The following is a 13,521-nucleotide window of genomic DNA, read 5'->3' as shown; positions in this document are numbered from 1 at the left end:
CTGGCTGATCTTCGTGGTGCGTCGTCGTTCCGCCTCCGTGGGTTGCTGGGACGATACGCCCATGACAGCCAGGGCGGGTGCTCCTGAGACTTCAGCAGCGACGCGCCTCGTCCTGCTGACGCTTGCGGCTGCGCAGTTCCTGATGGCGCTCGACAGTTCCGTCATGAACGTCTCGATCGCCACGGTGGCCGACGACGTGGGCACGACGGTTTCCGGAATCCAGGGCGCCATCACGGCCTACACGCTCGTGATGGCGATGCTCGTGATTCCCGGTGGCAAGGTCGGAGCGCTCCTGGGACGCAGGCGAGCGTTCGTGATCGGCTGCGGCATCTACGGCTGTGGGTCCCTGACGACGGCGCTCGCCCCGAACCTGCCCGTGCTCCTGCTCGGCTGGTCGTTCCTCGAGGGGGTCGGGGCGGCGCTCATCCTGCCCGCGATCGTGGCGCTGGTCGCCGGCAACTTCGCGGTGGAACGCAGACCCGCCGCCTACGGACTGGTCGCTGCCGCAGGGGCGGTGGCGATCGCGGTCGGGCCGCTCGCAGGGGGCATCGCGACGACGTTCTTCTCCTGGCGCTGGGTCTTCGCCGCTGAGGTCGCGATGGTGCTCGCCATCATGCTGCTCGCACGGCGCATCGCGGACGCCCCGACTGACGGACGGGCCCGCCTCGATCTCGTCGGAGTCGTGCTCTCCGCCCTCGGGCTGGGCGTCTTCGTCTTCGGCGTACTCCGCTCGGACAGGTGGGGCTGGTTCCGGCCGAAGCCCGACGCGCCCGCCTGGCTCGGGATCTCGCTGGTCGTGTGGCTGATACTGGCGGGCCTGTTCCTGATCTGGCTCTTCCTGCGCTGGGAGGCCCGCCTCGTGGAGCAGCGCAGGGAGCCACTAGTCGATCCGGCGCTCCTGCGGAACCGGCAGTTCACCGGCGGCCTGACGATGTTCTTCTTCCAGTATCTGGTGCAGATGGGTGTGTTCTTCGTCGTACCGCTCTACCTGGCGGTCGTACTCGGCCTGTCCGCGCTGGCGACCGGTGCACGCATCCTGCCGCTCTCGTTGGCCCTGCTGGCTGCCGCGATCCTGATTCCGCGTCTGCTGCCGGCTGTCTCGCCGAGGCGGGTGGTGCGGGTCGGGATCCTCTCGATGCTCGCGGGAGCGCTGGTCCTGTTGGGCGCGCTCGACGCGGGAGCGGGTGCGGAAATCGTGATCATCCCTCTGCTGCTGATCGGGCTGGGGATGGGCTCGCTGGCGTCCCAGCTCGGGTCGGTCACCGTGTCCGCGGTGCCGGACGAGCAGAGCGCGGAGGTCGGTGGTATCCAGAACGCCGTCACCAACCTGGGCGCTTCGATCGGCACGGCGCTCGCGGGGTCGATCCTGATCGCCACGCTGACGACATCGTTCCTGACCGGCATCGAGCAGAATCCGGCGGTCCCGGCCGAGGTCAAAAGCCAGGCGAGCGTCCAACTCGCAAGCGGTGCACCTTTTCTGTCGGACGCGCAACTCAAGGCCGCCCTCGACAAGGCGGGCACCAGCGCGCAGGTGTCCCAGGCGGCGCTCGACGCGAACAGCGCAGCCAGGCTCGACGGCTTGCGTGCGGCACTGGCCATCCTCGCCCTCGCGGCGGTCCTCGCGATGTTCTTCACCCAGCGGATCCCCCGGACCCAGCCCGGCTCGGCGGAGCCGTAGTGGCGATACCGCGATCGCCTCCATTTCGACAACGCGTACGAGCCGGATCCGTGAGTTCGAGCGGCCCGCTCCTCCTACAGGCGCACCTCCGTCATCGGCTTGCCGGTGTCGGGGGGTTGTTCGACGAGTGCAGGGCAGCCCTGGTGAGGGTCGTCGCCGTGTGCACGGCGCTGGCGATGGCGTCCTCGGGGTCGAGTTGGTACAGGTCGGTCAGGCAGAAGAGAGCTTCGGCGCTGACGACGACGCCGAGGTCGCGTTTGAGCTGGGCCAGTGCGGCGGGGTCAGAGGCTCCGAGGGTGTCGTCCAGGGGAGCCAGCGCGTGGTCGATCAACCCGAAGCGCAGGCCCGGACGGGCGGCGGCGTTTGCGGGCCGGGTGATGGTGGCCGCGATCATGGCGCGGGTCGCGCCCTGAAAGGCCAGGACGGTGCGCATCAGGTGCGCGGTCGCAGCGGCGATGCGCTCCACCGGATCGCGTGAGTCGGCGACGGCCTCGAGCGCTTCGGCGGGAGTGGGCATCTGTCCGGCCAGGGCCACCTGCAGCAGGCTGGCCAGGTCGGGGAAGTACCGGTACGCCGTTGCTTCGGACACCAGGGCGGCCTTGGCGACCTCGAGCATGGTCACCTCGCCGCCTGTGCGGATCAGCTCGGCCGCAGCCTGCACAATCGCATTGCGCGTGCGCAGCTTCTGGTTGGCGCGGCCGGTCGTACTCTGCGGTGTCATCGATTCGCCGTTCTGCATGCGACAAGAATAGCAAGCCAGCCATGATAATGAGGGGCGACTTGCACGATGCCGTGCGCGGCAGAATACTCTCATGAGAGCAGGCTCTCACTGAGGAGCGGGTGCTCCGCGCCAGCCCTGGGGGAGTGTCGCCCACCTTCGGCGCCACCGACGCGTTCCCGACCACGTCCTGACGCCCCGGAACCAGGGCGCACGTCGAACGCGGTCGCCATCAGGTGGGCGAGCCAAGGGTGTTGATGGCGCTGAAAGCTCGCTGAAAGGAACCGCCACCCACACTGAGCCCCGACCGCGGACCACCCTGCTGCGCCCGCCACAGCGCAGCGCCCACGCAGAAGGGCCAGTTGTGACAGACGTCCAACCACTCTCCGAGCACCACAGCGCGTCGCTGGGAGGGCTCCGGCCATGAGCACAGTCACCCGCTTCTGCCTGCGCCACCGGCGCCTTGTCGTACTCGCGTGGCTCGTGCTGACGGTTGTCGGCGCACTCACCGTCTCGTCCGCCACCAACCGGTTGACGCACTCCTTCGCGACCCCCGGCACGGCCGGCTACGACACCAACCTGCAGCTGCTGAAGACCTTCGGCATCGACGGCAACGAGCAGCCCACGATCGCCGTTCTGAAGCTCCCGGCCGGTGAGAGCATGAACACCGCAGCCGGCCAGGCCACCGCGGCCAGGACATTCGCCGCCGCGCCGCAGGCTGGACATCTGGCCGTCGCCGACTATGCGAACACGCACAACCCCAAGCTGATCTCGGCGGACGGGACCACCACCTGGGCGCTGCTCGACATGCCCAACCCCGACATTCCGGCCGGTCAAGGTGTGATGGATCGCATCGAGCCCGCGCTGCGAGCGGCCGCCCCCGCCGGCGCCCAGGTGTCGCTCACCGGCTTCGAGCAGATCCAGTCGGTCGGCGGTTCCAGCGGCGGTGGGCCGAGTGTGCTCGTCGAAACGCTGATCGGCGGCGTCGGCGCGCTGGCCGTGCTGGCCTTCGTCTACGGCTCGGCCCTCGCGATCGTGCCGCTGCTGATCGCCGTGCCCGCCATCCTCACCACCTTCCTGCTCGTGCTCGGACTCACGCAGCTGACCGACGTCAGCTTCCTGGTCGAGTACCTCATCGCCGTGATGGGGCTCGGGATCGCCGTCGACTACTCACTGCTGCTGGTCACGCGGTGGCGTGAGGAACGCGAATCCGGCCGGTCCAACGAGGAGGCGATCCTCGCGGCGGCACCGACCGCAGGACGCGCCGTGGTCCTGAGCGGGCTGACCGTCGCGGTCGGGCTGCTCTCGCTGGTGCTGCTGCCGGTACCGTTCCTGCGCAGCATCGGCCTCGGCGGCATGCTGATCCCGCTGGTCGCGATGCTGTCCGCGGTCACCCTGCTCCCGGTGATCCTCGCTGCGTGGGGGCCTGCACTGGACAAGCGCCGGTTCCGGTCGGGTTCCACGACGTTCAGCCGCGGCTGGGAGCGCTGGGCGAAGCTGATCGTGCGGCGCCGCTGGATCGCGGGCGTCTTCGGGCTGGTGGTCGTGCTCGGCCTCGCCGCCCCGGCGCTCACCATGAACACCGGGCAGCCACGCGCGAATTCGCTCGGCGGAAGCGGAGGCCCCGCACTGGCCCTGCACGCCCTGGAGAGCGGGGGAGTACCGAGCGCTGTCGTCTTCCCGATCCAGGTGCTCACCCACGGCGGACCAGCCGTCGCCGACCAGGCGACTGCCATCGCCGAGTCCACACCTGGCGTCTACACGGTGCTCGCGCCCGCGGCGCCGTCGTTCCGTCAGGGCAACGACTCCCTGCTGAGCGTGATCCCGACCGACGAGGGCAACACCTCGGCGGGCACCGCGACCGTCACCCGCCTGCGCACGGCCCTGGCGGGCGTCCCCGGCGGCGTCCAGGTCGGCGGCAACACCGCGCAGAACGTCGACTTCAACAGCACTGTGTACGGGAACTTCCCGCTGATGCTCACGGCAATCGCGCTGCTCACCTTCCTGCTGCTCACCCGGGAGTTCCGCTCCCTCTTCCTCGCCGTCAAGGCCGTTCTGGTCAACCTGGTCTCGCTCGGCGCCTCCTTCGGCTTCCTCGTGCTCTTCTGGCAGCACGGCTACGGCTCGGACCTGATCTTCGGCGTGCCGGCGACCGGATCGATCCGCAACTGGGTGCCCATCGTGTCCTTCGCGTTCCTCTTTGGACTCTCGATGGACTACGAGGTGTTCATCCTCGCCCGCATGCGCGAGGAGTACGACCGGACCGGCTCGACCCGTGACGCCGTCGTCGGCGCCCTGGCCCGCACCGGCCGACTGGTGACCTGCGCCGCTGTGATCCTGACCATCTCCTTCGCCTCGCTCAGCAGCGCCCCGGACGTCGTGGTCGAGATGATCGCGAGTGGGCTCGGTGTCGGGATCTTCATCGACGCGGTGGTCGTGCGCACCCTGTTGGTACCCGCACTTGTGGTGATCATGGGGCGCTGGAACTGGTGGCTCCCGGAAGGACTGGCCCGACTCCTCCGGGTTCCGCCGCCGCCCGCGTCGCTGCTGCCGGCGGCCGACGAAGACCGCGCCTCCGCGGACCCCGTGCCGACCGGAGGGTGAGAATCCTGGGGCGGAGGGGCGGGCACCGCCTCCCGCCCCAGCTCCGGGGCGCGGGGTAGCCGTCGCCCGGTCACGGGTTCAAGATGGCCGTATGACGGCTGCCTCATCAGCGCCCCAGCGAGCTGCGGGATCGGCGACACCCTGGACACGGGGGCACAAGAGATCGTGCACCTCCGCGTCGGCGGCGACGCCGATCTGCACCTGACCCGCCCTCCCGGGGAGGACCCCCATGTCCCTCGACCTACATGAAGACGAGGCCGTCCGACACATCGCCGACCGGCTCAAGGCCGCCTACCAGGACCGGCACGCGCCGGAACGGGTCGAGGCCGCCGTCGCAGCCGCACTGGATCACTTCCAGGACACCCGCATCCGCGACTTCGTGCCCGTCCTGGTCGAACGACGCGCCCGTGCGGCTCTGGACACCGAGCTGATCCCGGTGAACGGGCATCCCTCGCCGTGACCTGAGCCAGTGCGAGATCGCCGCCCGCGAGCCCGGGTAGCCGGGCTGACCTGGAAGGGCGTGCGCGTCGCGGGGCCGATTCACGGGTCGGTGACCACGATGCCCGTGCGGCCGCATAGGATTTCGAATTGTCGGCTGCCGCAGGGGCTGCCGGGGTGTGCATGGGACTGAAGGGTCCGATGATGGCTCTGGGCCGTGGCGGAGATCCGGTGGGGGAGGCGACGGTGCGTTCCGAGGACCTCGGTACCGGCCCGATCGCGGGTGACGCAGAGGCCGTATCGGCTTCCGTCAACGCGGTCGCCCTGCGCGACCTGCTGGCCGATCGGGACAGGCTCGCCCTGCTCAACGAGGCGTCGGAGGGGATCGGCAGCACTCTGGACGTGGAGGGAACGAGTGCGGAACTGGCGCGGTTCGCCGTGCCCAGGTTCGCGGAACTGGCGAGCGTGGAGATCCTGCCGCCCGAGTCCGTCCCGGCGGGCCGCACCTTCGGCGGAGGTCCACTCAGGGCACGGCGAACCGCCCTGCAGGCGGTGCCGGTACTGCGGCACCGCCTCGACGGCCTCGCGCCTCCCGGCCAGTGGGTCCGCCATCGACAAGGGTGCCCCACCGTGCGGTGCCTGGAAACCGGGCACGCGTTCATCGGCGACCAGCTGTCCGGCGGGAACGGCGACAGGGCCGCCGAGGAGTGGGCCTGCGAGGACTGGGCCTGCGAGATCGGCGGCAGTGCGGGCGAAGACGCGGGCGCAGTCTCGGTGCTCAGGGTCCCGCTGCAGGCCAGAGGCCAGCTCATCGGCGTCCTCTCGCTGCTCAGGACCGCGAACTCCGCGCCCTTCGACCACGACACAGCCATGATCCAGGCCATCGCCGACCGAGCAGCGACCAGCATCGACAACGCACGGCGCTTCGCCCTTGCCCAGGACCTCACCATGGAGTTGCAGCGCGCCCTGCTGGCCGAACCGGGAAGTCCGCACGCGAACCTGGAGCTGGCCTCCCGCTACCTCCCCTGCGGAACATCGGCGATGGTCGGAGGCGACTGGTTCGAGACCATACGACTGTCCTTCGGCCGCACACTGCTGGTCATCGGAGACGTCATGGGACACGGCGTGGAAGCGGCCGTCGACATGAACTCCTACCGCACGCTGCTCCGCTATGTCGCCGCGACCGACCTCCCACCGCACCGCATCCTGCGACAGCTGGACCGGCTGACCTCCCAGGGTGACGCCACCCGCCCCGCCACCTGCCTGCTCGCCCTGGTCGAACCAGCGCGCCGCCGCTGCACCTTCGCCAGCGCCGGCCACCTGCCCCCCACACTGATATCGCCGGACCGCCCGGCGGATCTGATCGACGTGCCCACCGGCCCGCCGCTGGGCACCGGTCTGGGAGACTACCGAGCGGTGGTCCACCCCCTGCACCCCGGTCAGGTGCTCCTGCTCTACACCGACGGCCTGATCGAGCGGCGCACCGAGGACATCGACGTGTCACTCGCCAGGCTGACCCGCCTCGGACGTCCGCAACCGTCCACGAGCCTCGACCAGTTGCTCGACAACGTCCTGGCCGCGGTCAAGCCGACGACGCCCGAGGACGACATCGCGCTACTCGCCGCGCGCCTGAAGGACTGAGCGCGCCGCCACCAGCCTCGCCTGTGGACCACGGCATCGCACGGTTGGTGGACCGTGCATTCCGGCGTTCGCGTCCGGATCCGGGCGCGCGGCGAGTGCCCTCGCTCCGGCGCTCGATGCGTTCGGCTCGACGCCGTCAAGACCGAGCGGGAGGATGCCATGTGCCGGCGCAGTCGCGGCGGCACACCCGCTGGAGTGCGAACCGGCGGAGTCGGATGGGGAGACACGGAGGACCCCGGTGGAGAGCACCAGAACTCCGCCGGGGTCTTCGTGAAGGCTGCTCGCTCCGAGGCGGATGGTTGACCTCGGAGCGGGCGCCTGGCGAACCAGACGGGCCGACAGCCCGGCATAGGCGTCCGCGTACGTCAAGGTCCGTCAATCGGCGATGGTGACCAGGACGCGGCCGCGACCGCCGGCGTCGACGCGCTCGTGCGCCTTGGCGATTTCCTCGAGTGGGTAGCGGTCTCCCACGTCTGCCGTCAGGGCGCCGACAGCAGCGGCGGCGGTGAGATCGCGAGCGGCTTGCCGCTTCGCCTCGACCGGGAAGTCGTCGCTGCCGAGCAGGCGCAGCGTCACGTTGGCGAACAGCAGCGGCCAGAACGGCAGTTCGGGCCGGTCGGATCGGGTGGCGTAGGCAGCGATGACGGCGTCGGTGGCGACGACCGCGGCGTCGAGATCCGCGTTGTCGGACATGGCCACTTCGATGATGCGGTGCACGCCCTGCGGTGCGTGGGCGCGGATCTCCTTCGCCGGGTCGTCCTGGTCGAGGGCGACGGCGTGGGACACCACGGACGGGTCCAGGCGGTCCAGATCGCCGCTGCGCGTCACGGTGCCGATGACGGTCGCGCCGCCCCAGCGGGCCAGCTGGGCCGCCATCGATCCGACGGCGCCGAGCACGCCCTGCACGAGGACGATCCGGCCGTCCACGGGGCCGTCGCCGAACACGGACCGGTGGGCGGTGATCCCGGGGATGCCCAGGCTCGCCCCGAGGTCGTCGCTGAGGTGGTCGGGCAGGGCCACAGCCAGCTGCTCGGGGACGACCGTGTACTGGGCGGCAGTCCCGAACGGCCGGTAGGACTGCGCGCCGTGCACCCATACCCGCTGTCCGACGCGGCTGTTGTCGACGCCGTCGCCGACGGCGTCGACAACACCGGCCGCGTCGCTGTGCGGGATCACCCGGGGAAACGGCATCGTCGAGCCGAGCCAGCCGCGGCGCTTCTTGGTGTCGCCGGGGTTCACGCCCGACACGCGCACGCGCACGCGGACCTCGCCCGGGCCGGGCTGCGGATCGGGGAGCTCGCCCACCTGGAGCACCTCGGCGGCCGGACCCTGTCGGTCGTACCAGGACGCAAGCATGTGCAACCTCCGTAGTCTCTCAGCCGGTGCGCTCGTCGAGCGCGACCGCGTCGTTTGCCGTGTGCGCGCAACCAGGATCGGCCTGGTCAGCGCCGTCGAGAACCTCGTGCAGCCACGCTCGTTCGGCCCGGCCGGTGGCGCGGGCGATCAGGAGCATGCCGCGCCGGTACGGGTCGGCGACCTCCTCGGCGCGCAGCGGGCGCTCGCCGTCGTAGAAGAAGCTCGCCGGCTCTTCGAGGAACTCCAGGCGTCGGCGCAGCACCGCGTGCCGGTCGGCGATGTCGGGGAGCAGGAAGAGGAACGCCAGGATCGTGAAGAACCGGGTGTTGTCGGTGATCTCGTGGTCGGCGGGTTGCCGCAGGCGCTCCAGCAGCTCGGTGCGGCCGGTGTCGGTCAGGCTCATGACGTACCGCTGGGCGGCCGCGGCGCCCGGTTCGACGCGCCGGTTCAGCAGGCCCCGTTTGAGCATGCGGGTGATCGCCGGGTAGAGGCTGCCGTCGCTGACCGGCCTGGTGTGGCCGGACAGCTGGGCGACGCGGCGGCGCAGTTCGTAGCCGTGCAGCGGGCCATCGGCGAGGAAGCCGAGTATGGCGAGTTCGAGCATGCTGCCATGGTCTCACATCGAATCGAGATACCTCGAATCGATGTGAGGAGTCCGAGAGATGAGCTACTAGAAGCTCTTGAGGACGAGCCTGCCGCCGCTGTCGAAGTACGAGAGCCAGGTGTGCTGGCCGCCGGTCATGCCCACCGGGGAGCCGGCCAGGGTGCCGTCCGTACCTGCGGAGAAGCAGCTGGGGATGCAGCCTTCCGAGTAGGCGGTGTACACCTTGCCGTCGGTTCCCCGGAAGCCGAGGTACAGGTCGGATGAGGCCGAGGCCAGCCCGGGTGCGCTCGCGGACGCGGCCGGGGGGTTGGGGGCGACCGACACCTTGTGCGCCAGCGTCGCACTGTCGACGTAACTGGCGACGTTGAGAGTGTGTGCGCTGTCGGTGCCGGCCCAGGCCACGACGATGCCCAGTCCGGCGCTGGTGCTGTCGTTGACCAGCGCGGGGCCGGCGACGGTCGTGTTGGGCAGCCTGTTCCTTCGGGTCAGCGTAATAGTGCCGGGGGAGCGGCAGTTGGCGCTGTTGACCTTGGCGAAGTTCAGATGTCCGGTGCCATCCGCCCACGCCACGTAGCGGGTTCCGGAGCCGTCGTTGGCCAGCGCGGGCGAGTGTGGGCTGATCACACCCGAGAGCCTGGTCTTGCAGGTCAGTGCTGTGCCGTCGTAGTAGGCGATGGTGAGGGTGTATGTGCTGTTGGTCCAGGCCACGAACACTCCACGGCCGTCGCTGTCGAGCGCGGGGCCCTCGCCGGGCAGCGTGGTCTCGCCGCCGGTGACCCTGGTGATGGTCTGCCCGCCGTCGGTGGTCCACCCCAGGTTCAACGCCTCGGCATTCCTCGTGCCGTTGGAGCTGCTCCAGCCGATGTAGACGGTCTTCCCGATGACGGTCAGGCCCGGCCGGCCGTCACCTTGGGGAGGATTCGGCCGGGACTGAGCCCCACGTGTGGGAGCAGTCGGTTTGGATTGAGCCGCACCTGTGGGAGCAGTCGGCCTGGCCCGAGCGCCCGAGCAGGCGGAGGTGGCGGCCATGCCGACCGCCAGCACAAGTGCCCCGATCTCTCTACGCCGTTGGGATCGACTCACTGGTCGCAACCATCTCCATCCGGATCGACGGACCGTCAGGTCGAGGCCCCTCTGCGGGCCCTGGCGTGATCCCTGTGAGCAGCACGTCGCAGAGGACTCCTGCGCGGCTGTTCTCAGGCTCTCGACGGTCATTTCGCTTCCAGCATGCACGCGCGTCGGCCACTGCCCGGGCAGGACTCCCGATCCGGGATGACACTACGGGCTCGGGGAGGCTTGACTCTCCATTGGTCTGGACCTATCTTCAGCGCAAGCCCGGCGTTCATGTTCAGGTTTTCTGTTCTCATATGTGAACGACTCGATTCGGCGGCCCGCTACCGGAAGGCCTACCCCCATGCGATTCCATCGACCTCGACGCGCCCCCCGCACGCGAAAAGGCATCGTCGTGGCCATCGCCGCCCTCGTGGCAGCGCTGGTCGCCGGCGTCATCACCACAGCGGCATCGGCGTCCACATCGACGCCGGTCACCAAGGCAGCGTTATCCACGGCGAGGCTACCCGCGTCCGTTGCCGCCCCGGCCACGTTCGTCCACCCCGGCGTGCTGGTCAGCCGCTCCGAGCTGGACTACGTCAAATCCCAGGTCAACGCTGGGGCTGAGCCGTGGAAGAGCGCCAACACCCAGATGATGGCCAGCAGTTACGCATCCCTGTCGCGCATACCCAAGCCACGCGCCGTGGTGGAGTGCGGATCGTACTCCAACCCCAACTACGGGTGCACCGACGAGCGCCAGGACGCCATCGCCGCCTACACCGACGCCCTGGCCTGGTATCTCACCGGAAACGCGGCCTATGCGAAGGAGTCCATCACCATCATGGACGCCTGGTCCGCCGTGATCACCTCGCACACCAACAGCAACGCTCCTTTGCAGACCGGTTGGGCCGGTTCGGTGTGGCCCCGAGCCGCGGAGATCATCCGCTACACCTACACCAGCTGGCCCAACGTCAACCGCTTCGCCACCATGTTGCGCACCGTGTACCTCCCCGAGGTCATCAACGGCTCAAACAGCAACGGCAACTGGGAACTGAGCATGATGGAGGCCGCCGTCGGCATCTCCGTCTTCCTCAACGACAAGACCGACTACGACTCGGCGGTCGCCCGCTACCTCAACCGGGTCCAGGCCTACATCTACCTGTCCTCGGACGGAGCGCTGCCCAAGACGGTTCCCGGCAGCGGCCTGACCACCTCGTCGCAGATCATCAAGTACTGGCAGGGCCAGTCCACCTTCGTCTCCGGCCTGACCCAGGAGACCTGCCGGGACTTCACCCACACCGGCTACGGCATCGCCGCGATCTCGGAGGTCGCCGAGACCTCCCGGATCCAGGGCGTCTCGCTCTACCCGCAGATCGGCCCACGCCTGCAGCAGGCGCTGGGATTCCAGGCGAAGTACCAACTGGGCGCGGCGGTTCCGTCCTGGCTCTGCGGCGGCAAGCTCAACCTCGGCCTGGGCCCGGTCACCGAGGTCGGCTTCAACGAGCTCCACTTCCGCGAGGGCATCGCCATGACCAACACCCAGACCCTGACCGAGAGCCAGCGTCCTCAGGGCACCGATGACCTCTTCGTCGCCTGGGAGACGCTGACCCACGCCGACAACCCCAACTGAGCGTGTGACTGAAACCGTCCCTTCTTGGTCCGGCTGCCGGCCGGACCAAGAAGGGACGTGGTGGCACCGCGTTCCATGTCCTCGTTCACCGGCGCCAGTCTCGGCCCGCGGAGCCGGCGCAGCGGCCTTTACGGCACCACCTGGACTACGAGCTGCCACAGCCGCGTGGGCGGCCCGTGTGGATCGGGGGTGAAGGTGTCCGCGGCCGTGAGCGTGGTGGTGCCCGGTGTCTCGGCGCGCGCGACCTCGACCAGAGTTCCTCCGTCCGCCGCGTGGTTGCCCAGCATCCGCACCACGCCCGGATTCGAGCTGACGACTGGTGACCACGTGTAGGAGGGCACGGCATTGAGGGTGACGGTGATCTGCGTGCCGATATGGACGCAGACCGCCCGCAGGGGATTGTCCGCGCCCGGGTAGCGCACGCGCACCGCGCCGGACAGGCAGGAGCGCGTCGGGATCGCAGAGACGCCTCCCGAACCGGGCGTGGGTGAAGCGGGTACGAGGCTGGTCGTGCCGGCCGGTGTGGGCGAAGCACCCGTGGAGGACGCCACAGGCCCGGGCGTCGAGGGTGTGGCGGGCCCGGATGTCGCCGTGCCGCCGGCCGCAGACGCCGGAACACGCTTGGCGGAACTACAAGCCGAGGCACCGGCCAGGGTGCAGACCGTGATCAGAGCGGCGGCGAGCGTGCGGTGGCTGTTCATCGCATCTCCTGGATCGGAGCGTCCTTGGGGCGCGCGGTTTGGACGCGGGCCCCGGTGTCAGGGTTCCCCGGCACACGTGCGGGTTCCTGTGCGCTTCCGCAGCGGAGGCATGGGTCTCGATGGCCGGCCCGGGTGCATGCGTCGAGTCCCCGGGCATGTACGCACTGCGGGGGGAACCCACGGGGCAGGACTCGAACGGTGGCCGATGGGGGGCGCAACCGACTCACCCTGCACGACGCGACCTGACAGCGGCTGACCGGCTGTCCGCCCGGTGTCCCCGCAGGGCTCAGTGGGGCTCAGCGGGGCTCAGCGGGGCAGAGTCTGGGTGACCCGCCACAAGCGGCGGGGCAGGTCGCCCTCCGTGAAGGGATGGACCTCGGCCAGGTCCCAGTCTGCTGCGAGCGCCTCGACCAGGTACCGGGGGAAGAAGTGGACGGCGAAGCCGCCCCGCTCGTAGATGTCGTCGCCGTGGGCGGTTCCGGTGCCGTAGTGGGCGTCGGTGGTGTTGCGGACGGTATAGACGAGGGTGCCGCCCGGTCTCAGGACGCGGCGGATGTCGGCGACCAGTGCCTGGATCTCCTCGGTGGTCAGAGCCATGCAGAGCAGCATGTGGGCGAAGACCCCGTCCACGGACTCGTCCGCAAGGGGCAGCGGGGTGCGGACATCGTGGACGGAGGTGGTGACCTGCCCGGCCAGGCCGGCGGACTCGGCGGACGTGCGGAGTTGCCCCAGCCCGGTGGGGCTGAAGTCGGTGGCCTGGACCCGGAACCCGGTGCGCGCGAAGAACAGCGCGTCGCGGCCATGACCCGCGCCCAGTTCCAGCAGGTTGTTCGCCCCGGCTGCCCGGAACGCCTCGGCGGCGTACAGCGCCGGGGCGGAGGGCTGGTCGCCGTACATGCCCGGATGCGCGTCATAGGTGGCCTGCCAGTGCTCACGCTGGGTCTCGGCCAGGTCCTGCTCTGCGCTGCGCATCGGTCGTCCTCTCCCGCGGTGTCCGGACCGGAACCAGCGTAGAGTCCCCGGCCGCGGGCACGCACCGCGTTCCGAAGAACGCAGCCAGCTGGGCGGCGCCACCGGCAGGGGCCCGGACCTCCAGCCGCA

At 69.8% G+C, this 13,521-nt stretch carries 11 protein-coding genes; 5 read left to right on the top strand and 6 right to left on the bottom strand.

The window, feature by feature from the left end; genetic code table 11:
• Window positions 1-61: 61 nt before the first annotated feature.
• On the top strand, window positions 62-1,678 hold the full coding sequence (locus ABIA33_RS13795) for an MFS transporter (protein ID WP_370081590.1): 1,617 nt from the start codon (window positions 62-64) through the stop codon (window positions 1,676-1,678).
• 91 nt (window positions 1,679-1,769) lie between these two features.
• On the opposite strand, the gene ABIA33_RS13790 is transcribed toward ABIA33_RS13795, so the two are convergent.
• Entirely contained in the window at window positions 1,770-2,417 is a 648-nt protein-coding gene (locus ABIA33_RS13790) for a TetR/AcrR family transcriptional regulator (protein ID WP_370081038.1), read from the bottom strand.
• Between the two features lie 402 nt (window positions 2,418-2,819).
• Here ABIA33_RS13790 and ABIA33_RS13785 point away from each other — a divergent pair, with 402 nt between their 5' ends.
• The 3 genes from ABIA33_RS13785 to ABIA33_RS13775 all read left to right on the top strand — a co-directional run bounded on the left by ABIA33_RS13785 (window position 2,820) and on the right by ABIA33_RS13775 (window position 7,079).
• Window positions 2,820-5,000, top strand: a complete 2,181-nt coding sequence (locus ABIA33_RS13785; protein WP_370081036.1) for an MMPL family transporter — start codon at window positions 2,820-2,822, stop codon at window positions 4,998-5,000.
• A gap of 229 nt (window positions 5,001-5,229) precedes the next feature.
• Window positions 5,230-5,460, top strand: coding sequence for a three-helix bundle dimerization domain-containing protein (locus ABIA33_RS13780; RefSeq protein ID WP_370081034.1), 231 nt, complete (start codon window positions 5,230-5,232; stop codon window positions 5,458-5,460).
• Window positions 5,461-5,684: 224 nt separating this feature from the next.
• The gene (locus ABIA33_RS13775; RefSeq protein ID WP_370081032.1) at window positions 5,685-7,079 is read left to right on the top strand and encodes a PP2C family protein-serine/threonine phosphatase; all 1,395 of its coding nucleotides are present in this window, start codon (window positions 5,685-5,687) and stop codon (window positions 7,077-7,079) included.
• Between the two features lie 375 nt (window positions 7,080-7,454).
• Here ABIA33_RS13775 and ABIA33_RS13770 read toward each other — a convergent pair whose 3' ends face one another.
• The 3 genes from ABIA33_RS13770 to ABIA33_RS13760 form a co-directional block, all read right to left on the bottom strand.
• Window positions 7,455-8,435 carry an NADPH:quinone reductase gene (locus ABIA33_RS13770; protein WP_370081030.1) on the bottom strand — a complete coding sequence of 327 codons (981 nt, stop codon included), beginning with the start codon at window positions 8,433-8,435 and terminating at the stop codon, window positions 7,455-7,457.
• A gap of 19 nt (window positions 8,436-8,454) precedes the next feature.
• Window positions 8,455-9,039 carry a PadR family transcriptional regulator gene (locus tag ABIA33_RS13765; protein WP_370081028.1) on the bottom strand — a complete coding sequence of 195 codons (585 nt, stop codon included), beginning with the start codon at window positions 9,037-9,039 and terminating at the stop codon, window positions 8,455-8,457.
• Window positions 9,040-9,105: 66 nt separating this feature from the next.
• Complete coding sequence (locus ABIA33_RS13760; protein ID WP_370081026.1) at window positions 9,106-9,861, bottom strand: hypothetical protein; 756 nt, start codon at window positions 9,859-9,861, stop codon at window positions 9,106-9,108.
• 592 nt (window positions 9,862-10,453) lie between these two features.
• Here ABIA33_RS13760 and ABIA33_RS13755 point away from each other — a divergent pair.
• Window positions 10,454-11,719 carry an alginate lyase family protein gene (locus ABIA33_RS13755; protein WP_370081024.1) on the top strand — a complete coding sequence of 422 codons (1,266 nt, stop codon included), beginning with the start codon at window positions 10,454-10,456 and terminating at the stop codon, window positions 11,717-11,719.
• A 128-nt stretch (window positions 11,720-11,847) separates the two neighbouring features.
• On the opposite strand, the gene ABIA33_RS13750 is transcribed toward ABIA33_RS13755, so the two are convergent.
• A complete protein-coding gene (locus ABIA33_RS13750; protein WP_370081022.1) occupies window positions 11,848-12,420 on the bottom strand; it encodes a hypothetical protein in 573 nt (190 codons plus the stop codon).
• A 306-nt stretch (window positions 12,421-12,726) separates the two neighbouring features.
• On the bottom strand, window positions 12,727-13,392 hold the full coding sequence (locus tag ABIA33_RS13745; RefSeq protein ID WP_370081020.1) for a class I SAM-dependent methyltransferase: 666 nt from the start codon (window positions 13,390-13,392) through the stop codon (window positions 12,727-12,729).
• Window positions 13,393-13,521 lie beyond the last annotated feature (129 nt).

The organism is Streptacidiphilus sp. MAP12-16 (genome assembly GCF_041262165.1).
Taxonomy (GTDB): Bacteria; Actinomycetota; Actinomycetes; order Streptomycetales; family Streptomycetaceae; genus Streptacidiphilus.
The sequence above is the reverse complement of the archived record's forward strand: the minus strand, read 5'-3'. Positions and strand labels throughout refer to the sequence as shown.